18 protein-coding genes are annotated in these 19406 nt (G+C 72.4%); 12 read left to right on the forward strand and 6 right to left on the reverse strand.

All coding sequences use genetic code 11. The features are described from left to right. The first annotated feature begins 205 nt into the window (after nt 1-205). Nucleotides 206-2731 (forward strand): bifunctional FO biosynthesis protein CofGH, encoded by a 2526-nt coding sequence (locus tag EV385_RS19890; RefSeq protein ID WP_242625321.1) that lies wholly within the window; start codon nt 206-208, stop codon nt 2729-2731. Nucleotides 2732-3020: 289 nt separating this feature from the next. After that, nucleotides 3021-3278, forward strand: coding sequence for a WhiB family transcriptional regulator (locus tag EV385_RS19895; protein WP_130513434.1), 258 nt, complete (start codon nt 3021-3023; stop codon nt 3276-3278). Nucleotides 3279-3311: 33 nt separating this feature from the next. Here the strand turns inward: EV385_RS19895 and EV385_RS19900 are convergent, their stop codons facing one another. Continuing rightward, nucleotides 3312-3767 carry a metallopeptidase family protein gene (locus EV385_RS19900; protein ID WP_130513435.1) on the reverse strand — a complete coding sequence of 152 codons (456 nt, stop codon included), beginning with the start codon at nt 3765-3767 and terminating at the stop codon, nt 3312-3314. Nucleotides 3768-4034: 267 nt separating this feature from the next. Here EV385_RS19900 and EV385_RS19905 point away from each other — a divergent pair, with 267 nt between their 5' ends. Next, complete coding sequence (locus tag EV385_RS19905; protein WP_130510827.1) at nt 4035-4400, forward strand: DUF3499 domain-containing protein; 366 nt, start codon at nt 4035-4037, stop codon at nt 4398-4400. A gap of 59 nt (nt 4401-4459) precedes the next feature. Here EV385_RS19905 and EV385_RS19910 read toward each other — a convergent pair whose 3' ends face one another. After that, complete coding sequence (locus EV385_RS19910) at nt 4460-5359, reverse strand: polysaccharide deacetylase family protein (RefSeq protein ID WP_242624966.1); 900 nt, start codon at nt 5357-5359, stop codon at nt 4460-4462. 254 nt (nt 5360-5613) lie between these two features. Here EV385_RS19910 and EV385_RS19915 point away from each other — a divergent pair, with 254 nt between their 5' ends. Genes EV385_RS19915 through EV385_RS19930 form a run of 4 tightly spaced genes read left to right on the forward strand, consistent with a single transcriptional unit; the run spans nt 5614 to nt 9633 of the window. Next, nucleotides 5614-6828: a polyamine ABC transporter substrate-binding protein gene (locus EV385_RS19915; protein WP_242624967.1), complete on the forward strand. Its 1215-nt coding sequence runs from the start codon at nt 5614-5616 to the stop codon at nt 6826-6828. Continuing rightward, nucleotides 6825-7958 carry an ABC transporter ATP-binding protein gene (locus tag EV385_RS19920; protein WP_130510828.1) on the forward strand — a complete coding sequence of 378 codons (1134 nt, stop codon included), beginning with the start codon at nt 6825-6827 and terminating at the stop codon, nt 7956-7958. The genes EV385_RS19915 and EV385_RS19920 overlap by 4 nt, the downstream gene beginning before the upstream one ends. Beyond that, the gene (locus tag EV385_RS19925) at nt 7955-8848 is read left to right on the forward strand and encodes an ABC transporter permease (protein WP_242624968.1); all 894 of its coding nucleotides are present in this window, start codon (nt 7955-7957) and stop codon (nt 8846-8848) included. The genes EV385_RS19920 and EV385_RS19925 overlap by 4 nt, the downstream gene beginning before the upstream one ends. Further along, nucleotides 8845-9633, forward strand: a complete 789-nt coding sequence (locus EV385_RS19930; protein WP_130510829.1) for an ABC transporter permease — start codon at nt 8845-8847, stop codon at nt 9631-9633. Before EV385_RS19925 ends, EV385_RS19930 begins: the two co-directional genes overlap by 4 nt. Nucleotides 9634-9636: 3 nt before the next feature. On the opposite strand, the gene EV385_RS19935 is transcribed toward EV385_RS19930, so the two are convergent. From EV385_RS19935 to EV385_RS19950, 4 genes are all read right to left on the reverse strand, one after another. Further along, a complete protein-coding gene (locus EV385_RS19935; RefSeq protein WP_130510830.1) occupies nt 9637-10182 on the reverse strand; it encodes a DUF3455 domain-containing protein in 546 nt (181 codons plus the stop codon). Nucleotides 10183-10297: 115 nt separating this feature from the next. Next, complete coding sequence (locus tag EV385_RS19940) at nt 10298-10648, reverse strand: DUF779 domain-containing protein (protein ID WP_130510831.1); 351 nt, start codon at nt 10646-10648, stop codon at nt 10298-10300. Further along, nucleotides 10648-12171, reverse strand: coding sequence for an acetaldehyde dehydrogenase ExaC (exaC, locus tag EV385_RS19945; protein WP_130510832.1), 1524 nt, complete (start codon nt 12169-12171; stop codon nt 10648-10650). Before exaC ends, EV385_RS19940 begins: the two co-directional genes overlap by 1 nt. A gap of 66 nt (nt 12172-12237) precedes the next feature. Next, a complete protein-coding gene (locus tag EV385_RS19950) occupies nt 12238-13539 on the reverse strand; it encodes a sigma-54-dependent transcriptional regulator family protein (protein ID WP_130510833.1) in 1302 nt (433 codons plus the stop codon). Nucleotides 13540-13765: 226 nt separating this feature from the next. Here EV385_RS19950 and EV385_RS19955 point away from each other — a divergent pair, with 226 nt between their 5' ends. The 5 genes from EV385_RS19955 to manA all read left to right on the forward strand — a co-directional run bounded on the left by EV385_RS19955 (nt 13766) and on the right by manA (nt 18850). Further along, on the forward strand, nt 13766-15145 hold the full coding sequence (locus EV385_RS19955) for a phosphomannomutase/phosphoglucomutase (RefSeq protein ID WP_130510834.1): 1380 nt from the start codon (nt 13766-13768) through the stop codon (nt 15143-15145). 43 nt (nt 15146-15188) lie between these two features. Next, complete coding sequence (locus EV385_RS19960; protein WP_130510835.1) at nt 15189-15386, forward strand: Trm112 family protein; 198 nt, start codon at nt 15189-15191, stop codon at nt 15384-15386. After that, nucleotides 15386-16612, forward strand: coding sequence for an SIS domain-containing protein (locus tag EV385_RS19965; RefSeq protein WP_130510836.1), 1227 nt, complete (start codon nt 15386-15388; stop codon nt 16610-16612). Before EV385_RS19960 ends, EV385_RS19965 begins: the two co-directional genes overlap by 1 nt. Nucleotides 16613-16676: 64 nt before the next feature. Continuing rightward, the gene (locus tag EV385_RS19970) at nt 16677-17654 is read left to right on the forward strand and encodes a cation diffusion facilitator family transporter (protein ID WP_130510837.1); all 978 of its coding nucleotides are present in this window, start codon (nt 16677-16679) and stop codon (nt 17652-17654) included. 5 nt (nt 17655-17659) lie between these two features. Then, a complete protein-coding gene (gene manA / locus EV385_RS19975) occupies nt 17660-18850 on the forward strand; it encodes a mannose-6-phosphate isomerase, class I (RefSeq protein WP_130510838.1) in 1191 nt (396 codons plus the stop codon). Nucleotides 18851-19406: the final 556 nt, after the last annotated feature.

Genomic DNA, 19406 nt, shown 5'->3' on the forward strand with positions numbered 1-19406 from the left:
TGGAGTTGTTCCGCTGCTCAGCGGCAGCGTCGCCGGACCATTGTGGCCAGGCGACGCTGCGGCTCGCGGCGTAGTGGTTCGGCGCTTCGCCGGCAACGTGGTTCAGGACACTGGATATTCGGCTCCGACTGCCGGGCGACCGGCCCGGCGTTCGGCCTAGGCTGCACGGGTGGCAGACGTGGATCCGGTTCCCACCGAGGCGAGCATGCGGCGGGCGCTGCGCCGGGCCGCTGACGGCAAGGCGCTCGACGCGGACGAGGCCGCGACCCTGCTGGCCGCCGACGGTGGCTCGCTCGACGAGTTGTTCAGCCTGGCGGGCGGCGTGCGTGACGCGGGGTTGCGGGAGGCCGGCCGGCCCGGCGTCGTGACGTACTCGAAGAAGGTCTTCATTCCGTTGACCCGGCTGTGCCGGGACCGCTGCCACTACTGCACCTTCGCGACCGTGCCGCACCGGCTGCCCGCGGCGTTCCTGGAGCGCGACGAGGTGCTGGCGATCGCCCGCGAGGGCGCGGAGCAGGGCTGCAAGGAGGCGCTGTTCACGCTCGGCGACCGGCCGGAGGAGCGCTGGCCCGCCGCGCGGCAGTGGCTGGACGAGCGCGGCTACGACTCCACCCTGGACTACGTGCGTTCCTGCGCGATCGCGGTGCTGGAGGAGACCGGCCTGCTGCCGCACCTCAACCCCGGCGTGATGAGCTGGGCGGAGCTGCAGCGGCTCAAGCCGGTCGCGCCCAGCATGGGGATGATGCTGGAGACGACCGCGACCCGGCTGTGGTCGGAGCCGGGCGGCCCGCACTTCGGCTCGCCCGACAAGGAACCGGCGGTGCGGCTGCGGGTGCTCGACGACGCGGGCCGGGTGGGGGTGCCGTTCACCACGGGCATCCTCATCGGCATCGGCGAGACCCGCGCGGAACGGGCCGACGCCATCTTCGCGATGCGCCGCAGCGCCCGCGAGTTCGGCCACATCCAGGAAGTGATCGTGCAGAACTTCCGCGCCAAGCCGGACACCGCGATGCGCGGCATGCCGGACGCGGAGCTGCGCGACCTGGCCGCGACCGTGGCGGTGGCCCGGCTGATCCTCGGCCCCCGGGCCCGGCTGCAGGCCCCGCCGAATCTCATCGAGTCCGAGTACGACCTGCTGCTGCGCGCGGGCATCGACGACTGGGGCGGCGTGTCGCCGGTGACCCCCGACCACGTCAACCCGGAGCGGCCCTGGCCGCAGATCGAGGAGCTGGCGCGGCGTAGCTCCGCCGCCGGTTTCGAGCTGCGGGAACGGCTGACGATCTACCCGGAGTACGTGCGGCGCGCCGAGGGCTGGCTGGATCCGCGGCTGGCCGCGCACGTGGCCGCGCTGGCCGACCCGGAGACTGGTCTGGCCCGCCCCGAGGTGCTGCCGAAGGGCCTGCCCTGGCAGGAGCCGGACGACGCGTACGCGGCGGGCGGCCGGACCGACCTGTTCAGCACGATCGACACCACCGGGCGCACCGCGGACCGGCGCGGCGACTTCGACAGCGTATACGGCGACTGGTCCGAAGTGGCCGCCCACGTCTCCAGCGCTCCCGGCACGAGCGAGTGCACCGAGCGCAGCGAGGGCCGCGAGCGCGTGCGAGAGACAGGCACGGATCGCGTGGACTCGGACGTGCTGGCTGGTCTCCGGCTGGCCGTGCGGGATCCGGCGGCACTGCTGGATCCGCGCCACGAGGACAAGGCGCTGGCCCTGTTCCACGCGGACGGCACGGCGCTGGACGAGCTGGCCCGCCTCGCGGACGACCTGCGGCGCGACGCGGTCGGCGACGACGTCACGTACGTGGTGAACCGCAACATCAACTTCTCCAACGTGTGCTACGTGGGGTGCCGGTTCTGCGCGTTCGCCCAGCGGGAGCGGGACGCGGACGCGTACCGGCTGTCGGTGGAGCAGGTGGCCGACCGGGCCGAGCAGGCGTGGCGCGACGGCGCCAGCGAGGTGTGCATGCAGGGCGGGATCGACCCGAAGCTGCCGGTCACCGCGTACGCGGAGCTGGTGCGGGCGATCAAGCGGCGGGTGCCGGGGATGCACGTGCACGCGTTCTCCCCGATGGAGATCGTCACGGCGGCCGCGAAGGCCGGGGTCAGCGTGCGCGAGTGGCTGACCGGGCTGCGCGAGGCGGGGCTGGGCACCATCCCGGGTACGGCCGCGGAAATCCTCGACGACGACGTGCGCTGGGTGCTGACCAAGGGCAAGCTGCCGGCCGCGACCTGGGTGGAGGTGGTGTCCACCGCGCACGAGCTGGGCATCCGCTCCAGCAGCACGATGATGTACGGCCACGTCGACCATCCGCGGCACTGGCTGGGGCACTTCCGGGTGCTGGCCGGGATCCAGGACCGGACCGGTGGCTTCACCGAGTTCGTGGCGTTGCCGTTCGTGCACACGAACGCGCCGATCTACCTGGCCGGGATCGCCCGGCCGGGCCCGACCTGGCGGGAGAACCGGGTCGTGCACGCGATGGCCCGGGTGCTGCTGCACGGCCGGATCCCCAACATCCAGTGCTCCTGGGTCAAGCTCGGCGACGAGGGCACCCGGGTGATGCTCGACGGCGGCTGCAACGATCTCGGTGGCACCCTGATGGAGGAGACGATCTCCCGGATGGCGGGCTCCGAGCACGGCTCGGCCCGTACGGTGGCCCAGCTCAAGGAGCTTGCGGCGGCCGCGGGTCGCCCGGCCGTGGAGCGGACAACCGGATACGGCCGACGCTAGATAACAAATCGGGCTATTTTGGACGCGACGCGCCGACGCGCCGTTACTTTCGGGTGTCTTTGGGAGATAGGGCAGGAACGGGACTCCGAGGTATCCGCGGGCACCTCGGGGAAACGGGCCTATTTATCAGGTTCGGCTTGACGACGCACGTCTTACACGCGTGTAATTTCGGTGGGGTTGTGGGACGGGTGCTGGGGAAATGCACCGGTTCCGCAAGAAACACGCCGCGTGCGTGGGGGGTCAGTGCCGGCATCGCCGCCGGCGCGGAAAAGGAGGCACGCCGATGATGATGGAAGCGCAGGTTGAAGGCATCGACCTGCTCGGGGACGCCCCCGAGTGGCAGGAGCGGGCCCTGTGTTCGCAGACCGACCCGGAGGCGTTCTTCCCCGAGAAGGGCGGCTCGACGCGGGAGGCCAAGCGGATCTGCGGCCGGTGCGACGTGAAGGCGGAATGTCTGGAGTACGCGCTCGGCCACGACGAGCGTTTCGGCATCTGGGGTGGACTGTCGGAGCGTGAACGTCGCAAGCTCAAGCGCCGGGTGGCCTGATCGCGACTCGGCCTGCGGCGCCGGGGGCGGCCCTCAGGTCAGTTCGTCGGGATCCACACCGAGCAGGTTGGCGACCTGCTCGATGATGACGTCATGCACCAGATCGGCGAGGTCCTCGCGATCCATCGCCCGGAACTCCAGCGGCCGCCGGTAGAGCACGATGCGCGGCGGCAGCTCCTGCCGCCCCGGCCGGCCGGGCAGCAGCCGGGCGAGCGGCACCTCGCCGTCCTCCAGCACGTCCGAGTCGTAGACGTTCAGCTCCGGCGGCACGTCCTCGACGGCGAACTCGACGCCGGCCAGCTCCTTCGCGTACCGCCGCTCCAGGCTCTCGACCGTGTCCAGCACCAGATCGTCGAAGATCTCCGCCTTGGTGCGGGCCAGCGGGACGGTCGCCGGGACGAGCCGCCCGCGCAGGCCACGCCCGTGCCGGTCACGTCGGGCGGGGCGCCCCGGCCCGGCGGAACGCGCGGCCCGGCCCGGCTCGGCGATGCGTGCCTGCTCGCCGGCACGGCCCAGCTCGCCGGAACGGCCGAGCTCGGTGGCGCGTCGGCGGTCGGGGCTGGTCGTCACGCACCCAAGCCTAGCCCGCCCGTGGCGCGGGGCGGGGGCGCTGGGGCCCCGCGCGTTGCGCCGCGCGAATTCGCCCCAACGGGGCGGCGTGTCTTCAGCGCCCTGACGGAATCGTGATGCATGGCGGGTCGGCGTGTCGCGACCCCATCCGCCCCGCGCGAGGCGCCGGGGCGATAACGTGCCGCCGTGAGGTCCCCACGGCGCTGCTCCCGTAACGGCTGTCCCCGGCAGGCGGTCGCCACCCTGACCTACGTCTACAGCGATTCCACCGCCGTCGTCGGGCCTCTGGCAGCCTTCGCCGAGCCGCACACGTACGACCTCTGCGAGCCGCACGCGCGCAGCCTCACCGCGCCCCGCGGCTGGGAACTGGTACGCCACGACGGCGACTTCGGACCGCCCCCGCCCACCACCGACGACCTGGTCGCCCTCGCCGACGCGGTCCGCGAGGCCGCCCGCCCCGCGCCGCCCCCGCGCCCCGAGGAACACGACAACCTCCCCGGCCACCAGACCGGCCGCCGCGGCCACCTGCGAGTCATCCCCCCGACGCACTGACGCCGGCAAATCTTGGACCGAAACCGCCCCCAGGAGGGCGGAAACCGACCAAGATCTGGCTAGAGCGCGGCCAGGTGGAAGCGGGACTTCAGCCAGGGGAGCAGGGTTCGGTACACCGCGATCGTGTCCGGCTCCGCGTAGTCGTGGGACAGCACGATCGCACCGCGCCCGGTGTGCCGCTGCACCGCCCGCGTCACCCGGGCCCGGTGCGCCGCGCCGCTCTCGCCCGCCGGATGGTCCCAGTCGCGCGGGTCGGCCGACCAGTAGATCGACGCCATGCCGAGCTCGGCGGCCACGGAGACGAACGCCGGAGTGAAGTTGCCGCCGGGGGCCCGCATGAAGCGGATCGGTGCGCCCGGGGCGGCCCGGCGGATCGCGTCGTTCGTACGTTGCAGGTCGGCGCGGATCGCCGCCGGGCTCTGCTTGCCCAGCGTGAAGCTGTGCCGCCAGGTGTGGTTGCACAGGGTGTGCCCCTCGGCGGCGATCCGCCGCACCAGCCCGGGATGCGCCGCCACGTTCTTGCCGACCAGGCAGAAGGTGGCCTTGACGTCGTATTTCGCCAGCAGGTCCAGCAGCCTCGGCGTCTGCGCCGGATCGGGTCCGTCGTCGAAGGTGAGCGCCACCGATGCGGTGCCGGTGCTCGTGGCGCTGCCCGCGGGGCCGCCGAGGCGCATCTTGCCCGTGAGCGGCCCCGGCGGCGGCTGCCTGCCGGACGCGTCCGCGCCCGGCAGGCCCGGTCCGGGCGCGGGCGGCCGGGTCGGGCCGTGCGTAGCCGGTGCGGGCGGCGCGCTGTCCACCGTGGACGGAGCGTGGGATGCCGGGGTTTCCGACTGTGCGGCCCGGGGCGAGGTCCACAGCGGTGTCCCGTCGGCGGCCATGGCCGTGCCGCACCCGGCGAAGGCCGCGATGACCAGCGTCGCGGCGACCGTGCGGAAGGCGCGCCTGTTTGGGAAACCCATCGACTTCTCCGTCCCGTGTCCGAACTCGACACGACCCACTATGACCGGACTGGTCGATATTGAGGTATGCCCACCCCTCGGGATGGCACTGATCCGGGATGATCGGCATGACCGAGTGCGCCGAGCGCAGCGAGGGCCGCGAGGGCATGCCCAGCGGCCCGGCAAGTCCCGCGCCTGCCTGCGATCCCCACGGGGGACGTGACATGATCCGGGGCAACGCGTCCTGGCAGGCAGGACCCGATGCGGGAGCCGCGATGCGCCGTCCTCAGCTGATGCCCGAGGCCGCCGCCGTCCTCGCGGTGCACCGGTCCTCCCGGCGGACGGGCCTGTCCCGGCGGGCGTTGCTCGGCGGGGCCGTCGCGGCGGGCGCCGCGCTGGCCGGTTGCGGCATCGAGGGCACCCGGCAGAGCGAACAGAGCTGCCCGAGTACGGACCTGTCCGCCACCGAACACCGCCTCGTCTTCGCGAACTGGCCGCAGTACATCGACGTGGACGACAGCGACGAGAGCCGCCCCACCCTGGAGGCGTTCCAGCGCAGGTCCGGAATCCGGGTCTCGTACCTGGAGGAGATCAACGACAACGATCAGTACTTCGGGAAGATCCAGAATCAGCTGGCGGAGTGCCGTCCCACCGGGCGCGACCTCATGGTGGTCACGGACTGGCTGGTCGGCCGCCTGGTCGACCTGGGCTGGGTGCAACGGCTCGACCTCGCCGCGATGCCGAACGTGCAACGCAACCTGCTGACCTCCCTGCGCGGCCGGGCCGTCGACCCCAGCGGCACCCACGCGGTGCCGTGGCAGGGCGGTCTGGCGGCGCTGGCCTACAACGGCCGGGTCACCGCGGAGATCCGTACGGTCGACGAGCTGCTCACCCGGCCCGACCTCAAGGGGCGGGTGACGCTGCTCAGCGAGCTGCGCGACACGATGGGGCTACTGCTGCAGGCGCGCGGCCACGATCCGGGCGACTTCACCGAGGCGCAGTTCGACGACGCGCTGGAGGTGCTGCGCCGTTCCGTCGAGTCCGGTCAGATCCGGCGGTTCACCGGCAACGACTACGCGCCCGACCTCAAGCGCGGCGACGTCGCCGCCTGCATCGGCTGGTCGGGCGACATCATCCAGCTCGCCAGTGACGATCCGCAGATCCGGTTCGTGGCCCCGGACTCCGGCGCCATGCTGTACTCCGACGACATGGTCGTGCCGAACCAGGCGGCGCACCGAGCCAACGCGCAGCGGCTCATGGACTATTACTACGATCCGACCGTGGCGGCGACCGTCGCCGCGTACGTGAATTACATCTGCCCGGTCGAGGGAGCGCAGGCCGCGATGGAGAAGATCGATCCGGAGCTGGCCGCGAACCCGCTGATCTTCCCCACCCGGGCACTGCTCGCCAGGGCCAGGGAGTTCATGCCGCTCACCCAGCCGGAGTCGCGGTTGTACAACGACAAGTTCCAGGCGGTGATCGGGGCTTGAGCACCGATCTGCGGCTCGCCGGGGTGACCAAGCGCTTCGGCGCGGTGACCGCCGTCGACGCGCTCGATCTGACCGTGCCCGCGGGCTCGTTCTTCGCGCTGCTCGGGGCGTCCGGCTGCGGGAAGACCACCACCCTGCGCATGGTCGCGGGGCTGGAGGAGCCCAGCGCCGGGCGGATCCTGCTCGGCGACGACGACATCACCGGGCTGCGGGCGTACCGGCGGCCGGTCAACACGGTGTTCCAGAGCTACGCGCTGTTCCCGCATCTGGACGTGCACGAGAACATCGCGTTCGGGCTGCGCCGACGGCGCCAGCGCGACGTGCGCGCCCAGGTCGAGCGGATGCTGGCCCTGGTGCAACTGGAGGGGTACGGCCGGCGCCGCCCCGGTGAGCTCTCCGGCGGGCAGCAGCAGCGGGTGGCGCTGGCCCGGGCGCTGGTCAACAATCCGCGGGTGCTACTGCTCGACGAGCCGCTCGGCGCACTGGACCTGACCCTGCGCCGCCGCATGCAGATCGAGCTCAAGCGCATCCACACCGAGGTGGGCATGACGTTCGTGCACGTCACCCACGACCAGGAGGAGGCCATGACGATGGCCGACACGGTCGCGGTGATGAACGCGGGCCGCATCGAGCAGCTCGGCCCGCCCGCGCAGCTGTACGACCTGCCCGCCACCCCGTTCGTGGCGACCTTCCTGGGACAGTCCAACCTGCTGGCGGGCGAGCAGGCCGGCACGGTGGGCGACGACGTCGCGGTCACGGCCTACGGTCAGCGCTTCACCGTGCCCGCGCTGCGCTCGCGGGCCGCCGGGACCTCGGTCTTTCTCGGGGTACGCCCGGAGAAGCTGCACCTGGCGCTGTCCGCCGACGCCGTGCCCGAGGCGCACCAGCGGCTCACCGGCGTGGTCACGGACAGCTCCTACGTCGGGGTGAGCAGCCAGTACCTGGTGCGTACCGGGTGGGGTACCGAGTTGAGCGCCTTCGCCGCCAGCACCGGCGAGCACCGGCAGGTGCCGCTGGGCGCGCAGGTGGTGGCGCACTGGGATCCCCGGCACGCGTTCCTGCTGGACCGCCCGCCGGGGGAGGGCGACCGGACGGGCGCGGCCGACGTGAGCCTGGGCGTGTCCGCGTGACCGAGGCACCAGCCCGGATGCGTGCCCGCCGCGCCGACCGGTGGGGGCGGCTGGTGCCGTACCTGTTGATCCTGCCCGCCGGGTTGTGGCTGGTGCTGTTCTTCGCGGTGCCCGCCGTGGAGCTGTTCGCCACCAGCCTGTACGACCCGGCCGGTTCCCTGGTCGACGGGTACGCGATGACCTGGGCGTTCGGCAACTACCCGGCCGCGCTGGCCGAGTACTGGCCGCAGTTGCTGCGCTCGCTGGCGTACGCGGGCGTGGCGACCGCCGCGTCGCTGCTGCTCGGCTTCCCGCTGGCGTACGCGATCGCGCTGCGCGCCGGGCGCTTCCGCAACGTGCTGCTGGTCGCGGTCGTGGCGCCGTTCTTCACCAGCTTCCTGATCCGCACGCTGGCCTGGAAGGCGATCCTCTCCGACAACGGCGCCCTGGTGGATCTGCTGCGCGACCTGCACGTGCTGGCCCCCGACGGGCGCCTGCTGGCCACCCCGTTCGCGGTGGTGGCCGGGCTGACCTACAACGTCCTGCCGTTCATGGTGCTGCCCCTGTACGCCAGTCTGGAACGCCTCGACCGCCGCCTGCTGGAGGCCGCCGCCGACCTGTACGCGGGCCCGGTCGCGACGTTCCGGGCGGTGACGCTGCCGCTGGCCGCGCCCGGCATCGTGGCGGGCACGCTGCTCACCTTCATCCCGGCGGCGGGTGACTACATCAACGCCCAGTTGCTCGGGACGCCGGGGACCGCGATGGCGGGCAACGTGATCGACTCGGCGTTCCTGGTCCGGCTCGACTACCCGCAGGCGGCGGCGCTGTCGTTCGTGCTGATGGCGATGATCCTGGTGCTCGTGCTGGCGTACCTGCGCCGGGTCGGCGCGACCGCCGTGGAGGCGCTGTGACCCGCCTCGGGAGGTGGATCGCCGATCACCTCGTGCTGGGGCTCGGGCTGCTGGTGCTGGCGTACCTGCTGCTGCCGATCGCGGTGATCGTCGCGCTGTCGTTCTACCGGCCCACGTCGCGGCTGTCGTACGACTTCGGGACGTTCACCCTGGACTACTGGAAGAACCCGTGCGGTGCCCCGGGCATGTGCGCGTCGCTGGTGCGCAGCGTGCAGATCGGCTTCGCGGCGACCGTACTGGCCACGGTGCTCGGTACGCTGATGGCGTTCGCGCTGACCCGCTACCGCTTCCGGGGCCGGTCCGCGACCGGCGCGCTGGTGTTCCTGCCGATGGCCACCCCCGAGGTGGTGATGGGTTCCTCGCTGCTGGCGTTGTTCGCCGCGGCGCGGGTGCCGCTCGGCTTCTGGACCGTGGTGATCGCGCACGTGATGTTCTGCGTGAGCTTCGTGGTGGTGACCGTCCGGGCCCGGCTGGCCACCCTGGACCCGCGCCTGCCCGAGGCCGCCGCCGACCTGTATGCGGGCCCGTGGGCGGCGTTCCGGCGGGTGATCCTCCCGCTGGCGCTGCCCGGCATCGTGGCGGCGGCCCTGCTGGCGTTCTCGCTGTCCTTCGACGACTTCATCGTCACGAACTTCACGGCGGGCACCACGACGACGTTCCCCATGTACATCTGGGGCGCGGCGCAGCGGGGCATCCCGCCGCAGGTCAACGTGATCGCGACGGTGCTGTTCGGGGTCTCGCTGCTGGCGGTGCTGGCGGCGACGGTGCGCCGCCAGCACCGCTGACCGTCAGGGTGCGGCCCAGAACACGTACGTGGCCTTGTAGGGCACGGACGCCTTCTCGCCGTCCGTGCAGGCGCCGGTCGGGGCGACGCCGCCCGAGGTGTTCAGCCGCTGGATGTGCGTCACCGGGCTGAGGATGCCGTTGCCCGTGTGGCTGTTGACCCCCAGCAGCAGCTCCGGGATGGCGCCCGGCACCTGCGGCCCGGCGGCGATCCGCGTGGCCGTGACCAGGGAGTCGTCGCGCTCCGACTGCCAGCTCGGGCCCGCGAAGTGGTGGAACGGGCCGCCCTGGCCCACCAGCCGCGCCTCCGGCACGGAGGGGGTGCCCGTGAACACGCCACCGGTGCAGGTGTAGGTCTGGGTGCCCTTCTGCACGTGGACCTCCGCGATCTTCGTTGATCCCGGCGGCGGGGCGAGGTCGGGGTTGGTCTCCGAGTGGCCGCGTACCTCCTGCGCGGAGGCGTTGAACGTCACGGCGCCGATGGCGCCCACGACCGCCGCCATGCCGACGGCGGCTGCCGCCCGTACGCGGGACCTGCGGGTGCTGAGCATCAGGATTCTCCTCCGTCACGGGGCGACCCCCTGCCGCCCCATCTGCCGTACGGAACGGAACGGACGACAGATGGGTGCGGGGGAGAATCTGGCACAGAAATACACTGTGGAGTGACTACGCCGTACGGATCCGGCTGCGGATCAGGAACCGCACCCCCTCCGGTGCCTCCAGCGAGAAGCCGCTGCCGCGGCCCGGCACCACGTCCACGGTGAGGTTCGTGTGTTTCCACGCCGCGTACTGCGCCGCGCTCATCCAGAACGGCACCGGCTCGGCCACGCCCTCGATGCGCAACTCCTGCAGCAGCACGTCGGAGTCGCCGGTACGGAACTCGCCCCGCGGGTAGCACATCGGTGCGCTGCCGTCGCAGCAGCCGCCGCTCTGGTGGAACATCAGCGGCCCGTGCTGCCCCCGCAGCGCGCGGATCAGTTCCGCCGCCGCAGGGGTCACCGCGACACGGTCGTCCATCAGAAGAAGCCCAGGGCCTTGGGCGAGTAGCTGACCAGCAGGTTCTTGGTCTGCTGGTAGTGATCCAGCATCATCTTGTGGTTCTCCCGGCCGATGCCGGACTGCTTGTACCCGCCGAACGCGGCGTGCGCCGGGTACACGTGGTAGCAGTTCGTCCACACCCGGCCCGCCTGGATCGCCCGCCCGGCCCGGTACGCGGTCGTGCCGTCCCGGGTCCAGACGCCCGCGCCGAGGCCGTACAGGGTGTCGTTGGCGGTGGTGATCGCGTCGGCGTAGTCGGTGAAGGAGGTCACCGCCACCACGGGGCCGAAGATCTCCTCCTGGAAGACCCGCATCGTGTTGCTGCCTTCCAGGATCGTGGGCTGCACGTAGTATCCGCCCGCCAGGTCGCCGCCCAGCTCGGCGCGGGCGCCGCCGGTGCGGACCTTCGCCCCCTCCTGGCGACCGATGTCCAGGTAGGACAGGATCTTCTCCAGCTGGTCGTTGGAGGCCTGCGCGCCGACCATGGTGTCGGTGTCCAGCGGGTTGCCCTGGCGCATGTTCTCCACCCGCTTGACCCCGGCGGCGAGGAAGTCCGCGTAGTGGCCCTGCTGGATCAGCGCCCGCGACGGGCAGGTGCAGACTTCGCCCTGGTTGAGGGCGAACATCGCGAAGCCCTCCTGCGCCTTGTCGAAGAAGTCGTCGTCGGCCGCGCTGACGTCGTCGAAGAAGATGTTCGGGCTCTTGCCGCCCAGTTCCAGCGTCACCGGGATGATGTTCTCGCTGGCGTACTGCATGATCAGGCGGCCGGTGGTGGTCTCGCCGGTGAACGCGACCTTGGCGACCCGGCTCGACGAGGCGAGCGGCTTGCCCGCCTCCACGCCGAAGCCGTTGACGATGTTCACCACGCCGGGCGGGAGCAGGTCCGCGATCAGCGACATCAGGTAGTGGATCGACACCGGGGTCTGCTCGGCGGGCTTGAGCACCACCGCGTTGCCCGCGGCCAGCGCCGGGGCCAGCTTCCACGCGGCCATCAGGATCGGGAAGTTCCACGGGATGATCTGGGCGACCACGCCCAGCGGCTCCTGGAAGTGGTACGCGACCGTGTCGGGGTCCACCTCGCTGAGGCTGCCCTCCTGCGCGCGGATGGCACCGGCGAAGTAGCGGAAGTGGTCGACCGTCAGCGGCAGGTCGGCCAGCAGCGTCTCGCGTACCGGTTTGCCGTTCTCCCAACTCTCGGCGACGGCCAGCTTCTCGAGGTTCGCCTCGATCCGGTCGGCGATCCGGTTGAGGATCGCGGCGCGTTCCGCGGGCGGGGTGCGGCCCCACGCGGGTGCGGCGGCGTGCGCCGCGTCCAGGGCCTTCTCCACGTCCTCGGCGGTGCCGCGGGCCACCTCGCAGAAGTCCTGGCCAGTGACCGGCGACGGGTTGGTGAAGTACCGGCCCTGGGCCGGTGGCACGTACTCGCCGCCGATCCAGTGGTCGTACCGGGACGCGTAACTCATGATCGCGCCGTCGGTGCCGGGTGGGGAGTAGACGGTCATGCGCACCTCCGAACCAGGGGACCGCCCGGGGCCCCATTGCCCCGGGCGGCTGGGGGTGCGCTGACGCTAGAGCCGGTGACGTTGCATCGACGTTGCGGCGCTGCCCGGGGCGCGCAGGCCGTACTCGGCGGTGAGGTGGGCGATCCGGCTGACCGCCCACGGGCGGGCGGGTGCGCCCACCGGCAGCGTGGCCGCGTACGCCTCCCACATCTGCAGGTCGTCGGCGCCCCACGGCGAGCGGACCCAGGTCTGCAGGAGGCTCCGGTCGGCGCGGGCCAGCACGGCCGCGCGCAGTTGCTCCTCGACGAGGCGGCGCACCCGGACCACCCCGGGCGCCTCCGAGCCGGGCAGCAGGGGACCGGCGTACGCGGCGAGGGCGTCGGCCACCAGCCCCTGTTCCAGCAGGCGTGGCACGGTGCGGAAGTCGGCGTCCACGTCGGAGCGCAGCCGGTACGGCCGCGAGCCCAGCAACTCGGGCCCCAGAATGCGCCGTAGCCGGGACAGTTCGGCCCGGATCGTCACCGGGTTGGGGTCGTCCGGGTACAGGTCGATGCCGAGCTGCTCGCCGGTGCGGCCCTGCGGGTGGGTGAGCAGCAGGACGAGCAGTTCGGAGTGGCGGCGCCCGAGCCGGATCCGGCGTCCCGCGACGGTCAGCACCGCCTCGTCGCGGCCCAGCGCGGTCACCGCCGCCGCACCCGGCGCGGCCGGGCGCTGGGTACGCAGGTACGCCTCGGCGGCCAGCGCCGTGGCCCGGACCAGGGCGAGACTGTGCGGGTTGGCCAGGCGGTCCCCGCCGGTCACGTCGATCGCGCCGAGCGGCCGCCCGGTGGCCGGGTCGTGGATCGGGGCGGCGGCGCACGTCCAGTCCTGGACGGGGCGGCAGAAGTGCTCGGTGGCGAAGATCTGCAGGGGGTGGTCGACCGCGAGCGCGGTGCCCGGCGCGTTGGTGCCCGCGCTGGCCTCGTCCCACCGGGCGCCGGGCACGAAGTTCATCCGGGCGGCGCCGTCCAGCACGGCCGGGGTGCCCTCGACCCACAGCAGCCGTCCGTGCGCGTCGCACACGGCGACGATGTGGTCGCCGTCGTCGGCGAGCCCGCCCAGCAGGTCCCGGAAGATCGGCAGCACGCAGGCCAGCGGGTGGGCCGCCCGGTACGCCTCCAGCTCGTCGTCGCCGAGCTCGATCGGCGCGGTGCCCTCGGGGTCGAACCGGGCGCCCGCGGAGCGCCGCCACGACTCCACGACGACCGGGCGTACCGGCAGTGGGGGGTTGGCGTCCCCGGCCACGAACCGCTCGTACGCGCGGCCGACCTCGGTGATGCGGGCGGCGGGGTCGGCGCCCGCGTGCAGGGCGAGCCACGGGTTCGACATCTGCGGACCTCCGATCGCACCCATCGTGGCCCGCGCGGGCGCGCCCCACAAGAAAGGGCCGGGGATCGATCGATCTCCTCCGACGAGGGAAGCCGCCGGGGCGCTCCGGATGCCCGGACGGGTCGAGTGATTCGCCGAGACGGTGGAGCAGGGCGGTTGCGGCCTGCCCACTACCGCCGCTCCGATAGTCTCGGCCAGAGGTAATCATGGCTGAGGAGTGAGCAACTTGTCTGATCTGTCGCAGATCGTCAAGGCGTACGATGTGCGCGGAATCGTCCCGGATCAGCTCAATGAACCCGTGGCCCGCGCGCTCGGCACCGCGTTCGTGGAGATGCTGCGCGAGTCCGGCGACGACCCGGAGACGATCGTCATCGGGCACGACATGCGCGATTCCGGCCCCGCGCTGGCCGCCGCGTTCGCCAAGGGCGTCAACGCCGCCGGGACGGCCGTGCTGCACATCGGCCTCGCCTCCACCGACCAGCTGTACTACGCCTCGGGCGCGCTGAACCTGCCCGGCGCGATGTTCACCGCCAGCCACAACCCCGCCCAGTACAACGGGATCAAGCTGTGCCGCCCGGGCGCCCGCCCGGTCGGCCAGGACAGTGGCCTGGTCTACGTCCGGCAGTACGCCGACGACCTGCTGGCCTCGCTGGCCCAGGTGGCCGACGGCGTGGAACGCATCGAGCAGCGCGACGTGCTCCGCGACTACGCCGCGCACCTGCGCTCGCTGGTCGACCTGTCCGGCATCCGGCCGCTGAAGGTCGTAGTGGACGCGGGCAACGGCATGGGCGGGCACACGGTGCCCGCCGTGCTGGGCGACCGGGTGCTGCCCGGCCTGCCGCTGGAGATCGTGCCGCTCTACTTCGAGCTGGACGGCTCGTTCCCGAACCACGAGGCCAACCCGCTCGACCCGGCCAACCTCGTCGACCTGCAGGCCGCGGTCCGCGAGCAGGGCGCCGACCTGGGGCTGGCGTTCGACGGCGACGCCGACCGCTGCTTCGTGGTCGACGAGCGCGGCGAACCGGTCTCGCCATCCGCGATCACCGCCCTGGTGGCGACCCGCGAGCTGGCGAAGTTCCCGGGCAGCACGGTCATCCACAACCTGATCACCTCGGCCGCGGTGCCGGAGATCATCGCCGAGCACGGCGGCAAGCCGGTGCGCAGCCGGGTCGGCCACTCGTTCATCAAGGCCGAGATGGCCCGGACGAACGCGGTCTTCGGCGGCGAGCACTCGGCGCACTACTACTTCCGCGACTTCTGGTACGCCGACACCGGCATGCTGGCCGCCATGCACGTGCTGGCCGCGTTCGGTGGCCAGGATCACCCGCTGTCGGAGTTCGCCGCCGCGTACGAGCGCTACAGCGCCTCCGGCGAGATCAACTCGACCGTGCCGGACGCCGCGGCGAAGATGGCCCAGGTCCGGGCCGCCTTCCCCGGCGCCGCGACCGACGACCTGGACGGTCTCACGGTGCACGTCGGCGAGGGCGCGTGGTTCAACCTGCGCGCCTCGAACACCGAGCCCCTGCTGCGGCTCAACGTCGAGGCGCCGAAACCTGATCGGATGGCGGCCCTCCGCGACGAAGTGCTCGCGATCGTGCGCGGATAGGATCCTGGGGCCCGTATCGCACCCGAGCCGAAGGAGCCGTTCGGTGGCTCTCGATCCGCAGTTGCTGGAGATTCTGGCCTGCCCGGACACGCACCACGCGCCGCTGACCCATGACGCGGACGCGCAGACGTTGACGTGTACCGAGTGTGGCCGGATCTTCGAGATCCGCGACGACATCCCCGTCCTGCTGCTCGACGAGGCGAGGCTGCCCGGCGGCCCGGCCGGGGAGGGCGAGGCGTGATGGCCGCGTCCAGGGACGGCACCGCGGGAGTGCACGGCCACCGCACGGCCGACGAGTCGCTGCTCGACGACGAGCAGGCGATGCTCGGCAACGACCCGGGCGGCATGCTGCGCGCCACCGCCTCCGCGGGCGCCCAGGTCCGCGAGTCGGCCGCGCTGGCGGCCGAGACCGACCTCACCATGCTCGAGGACGAGGGCCGCCCCCGCGCGGTCGTGGTCGCCGGCATCGGTACGGCCGGACTGACCGGCAGCATCCTGGCCACGGTCGCGGGGCCACGGTGTCCCGTACCGATCATCGGGCACCGCAGCGCGGGCGTACCCGGCTGGGTCGGCGCGGCCGACGTGGTGATCGCGGTCTCGGCCAGCGGTCGCAGCCCCGAGGCGCTGGCGGCGGCGGACGCCGCCGCCCGGCGCGGCGCCCGGCTCGTCGCGATCGGTAACCCGGACTCCGAGCTGCAGGCCATGGCCGAACGCGCCCGCGCACCGTTCATCCAGGTGCCGCGCCGCGCCCCGGCCCGGGCCAGCCTGTGGGGCCTGACCGTCCCGGTGCTGTTCGCCGGGCGCGCGCTCGGGCTGGTCAAGCTCGCCGAGGCGGACATCGCCGAGACCGCGATCCGCCTCGACGCCGATGCGGAACGCTGCCGCCCCGGCGCCGAGTCGTTCGTCAACCCGGCGAAGGCGCTGGCTCTGGGCCTGGCCGGGTCCATCCCGATCGTCTGGGGCTCGTCGCCGCTGGCCACGGTCGCGGCCCGCCGGTTCGCCGACACCCTGGCGGCCAACGCCCGCTATCCGGTGATGGCCGGGGCGCTCGGCGAGGCCGGGCGCGGGCGGGTCGGCCTGCTCGACGGCGTCTTCGGCGGCCTGGCCGAGTCGTCGCGCGACATCTTCGCCGACGACGAGGACGACGACGCGCCCGGCCAGACCCGGCTGCGGCTGGTGTTGATGCGCGACGGTGGCCTCAACCCGGAGGACGAGGCGGACGAGCCGGTCGCGGTCGAGGAACGTCGTGCCGACGCGGTGCAGACCCTCGCCGAGCGGCGCGGTGTGCGCTGTGATGTGATCACCGCTGAGGGTGGCTCGACGCTGGAGCGGCTGGCGTCGATCGTGGCCGTGCCGGACTTCGCCTCGCTGTACCTGGCGCTCGCACACGGGCTCGACCCGATGGCGGTGCCCGCGATCAGTGAGATGAAGGAACTCAGCAACCCGCTGCCGGAGGCGCTGTCGTGAGCGGATCCCCGGCGCGGATCCACCGACAGCAGGGCAATCAGGGACAGTACGGCGGAGGACAGCGGTGAGTGCAAGCGGCGGTACCAAGGCGATTGTCGCGGCGCTGGGGGCGAACCTCGGCATCGCGGTGACCAAGTTCATCGCCTGGGGGCTCAGCGGTTCGTCGTCGATGCTGGCCGAGGCGATCCACTCGGTCGCCGACTCGGGAAACCAGGCGCTGCTGCTGGTCGGCGGCAAGCGGGCGACCCGCAAGGCCACCCCGGAACACCCCTTCGGGTACGGGCGCGAGCGCTACATCTACGCGTTCATCGTCTCGATCGTGCTGTTCTCCGTCGGCGGCCTGTTCGCGCTGTACGAGGCGTACCACAAGCTCCAGCACCCGGTGGGCATCACCAGTTGGCAGTGGGTGCCGGTGGTGGTGCTGGTCATCGCGATCGGTCTGGAGACCTTCTCGTTCAAGACGGCCATCGAGGAGTCCAACCGCGTCCGGGGCAACACGTCGTGGGTCGACTTCGTGCGCCGTGCCAAGGCCCCGGAGCTGCCGGTCGTGCTGCTCGAGGACGCGGGTGCGCTGCTCGGCCTGATCTTTGCCCTGTTCGGCGTGGTGCTCACGCTGATCACTGGGGACGGGGTGTGGGACGGCATCGGCACCGCGATGATCGGCGTGCTGCTCGTCGCGATCGCGGTCATCCTGGCCATCGAGACCAAGAGCCTGCTGCTGGGCGAGGGGGCCAACCCGGAGGACGTGACCAAGATCGAGCAGGCGATCCTGGCCGGCTCCGGCATCGACCGGATCATCCACATGAAGACGCTGCACCTGGGCCCGGACGAGCTGCTGGTCGCCGCGAAGATCGCGGTGCCGGGCACGGACCAGGCAGAGGAGCTCGCCCGGCGCATCGACGAGACCGAGGCGCGGATCCGCGCCGCGGTGCCGCTCGCCCGCGTCATCTACCTCGAACCGGACATCTACCAGCCCGGCAAGGGGGCCGCCGGTGACACCGCGGCGGCGGGACCGGGCCCGGTGCCGCCCGCGCTGGCATGACCGGCATGCGCGTCTTTCCGCTGACCGGCGCCATCCGCCCGTACGCCTGGGGGTCCCACACGGCCATCGCGGGGCTGCAGGGCCGGCCGGCGCCGACCGACGCTCCCGAGGCCGAGCTGTGGCTGGGTGCGCACCCCGGTGACCCGTCGACCGTCACGGGTCCCGACGGGCCGGCGAACCTGGCCAGCCTGATCGCCGCGGATCCCGCCGGTCAGCTCGGCGCGCAGGTGGCGGACGAGTTCGACGGGCGGCTGCCGTACCTGATGAAGGTGCTGGCCGCCGCCGCGCCGCTGTCGCTGCAGGCCCACCCGGACGCGGCGTACGCGCGGGAGGCGTACGCGCGGCAGCAGGCCGACCCGGACGCGCCGCGGATCTACACGGACCCGCACCACAAGCCGGAAGCGCTGGTGGCGCTGACCACGTTCGACGCGCTGTGCGGGTTCCGCGCGCCGGACGTGTCGGCGGCGGTGCTGGAGGGACTGGCGCTGCCGCAGCTCGCGCCGGTGGTGGCCGCGCTGCGGGCCGGGACTGCGGGTCTGCGCGACGCGGTGCAGACGCTGTTGACCTGGCCCACCGACGAGCGTCCGGCGCTGATCGAGTCGGTGGTCAGCGCCACCCTGGCGGCCGCCGACGATCATCCGTACGCCCGCGAGTTCGCCCTGGCCGCCGGGCTGGCCGAGCACTACCCGGGTGACCCCGGGGTGCTGGTCTCGCTGCTGCTCAACCACGTACGGCTGGCGCCGGGCGAGGCGATCTGGATGCCGGCCGGGAACCTGCACGCCTACCTCGCGGGCACCGGCGTGGAGATCATGGCGGCCAGCGACAACGTGCTGCGCGGCGGCCTGACCCCCAAACGGGTGGACGTGGACGAGCTGCTGCGCGTCCTGCGTTTCGAGGTGCTGGCCGACCCGCTGCTACCCGCGTACGAGGTGGCGCCGGGCCTGATGACCTGGCGGGTCCCGGTACGCGAGTTCCAGCTCTACCGGGTGACCCTCGACGGCGCTCCGGTCCCCGTGCCGGTCGGCGGCCCGCGCATCGTGCTCGGGGTGCGCGGCGCGGTGACCGTCGCGCAGCCGGTCGGGGCGGTCGCTCCGGTGGTGCTGACGCCGGGCACGGCGGCGTACGCCCCGGCCGCGGTGGGCCCGGTCACGCTCTCCGGCGTGGGCGAGGCGTTCGTGGCCACCGCCGCCGAGTAGCGGTCACTTCCCGCCCCCGGGTCGCTACGGGGAGTCGGCTCCAGTCCTGTCGCAGCGTCATGGGCGCCCTCGGCCGCTTGCGGCCCGCGTTGCTTCCGAGATGTTGGTCCGACCATCAAATCGGAAATTTCTGGATTTGCTTGACATGGGCGTATGCGGAGTGTGAATCTATAACCACGCAGCGTCATTGGTGATCGGGGGGTCCCACGGACGCGCGCGGTACCAAACCGGGGGGATGAACGGGGCGGTGGGTCACGGACCTGCCGCCTCGTTCGCTGTCCGGGATCGGGCCGGGGGGTCGAGCGCGCTCCGGCCCGCCGCGCTGTCGCTACACGATGCGGCGGTCACCCGTTCGAGTGGATATGACGGCATCGAGCCCCGTCCGCTGTGGACGGGGCTCGATCTTCTCGGGCGGGCCGGCGGTTGCCGCCACCGACGCCGCCACCCCGGCCGAAGAGCCGGGGCCCGACCGCCATTGGGCCCGTCAATATGTCCATTAGCCCACGCGCGGTCGGAGTCTGCAAGTGCAGAAGGCGATCTGCAAGTTGCGGAACGT

Origin of the sequence: Krasilnikovia cinnamomea (assembly GCF_004217545.1) — a bacterium.
In the GTDB taxonomy this organism is placed as follows: domain Bacteria; phylum Actinomycetota; class Actinomycetes; order Mycobacteriales; family Micromonosporaceae; genus Actinoplanes; species Actinoplanes cinnamomeus.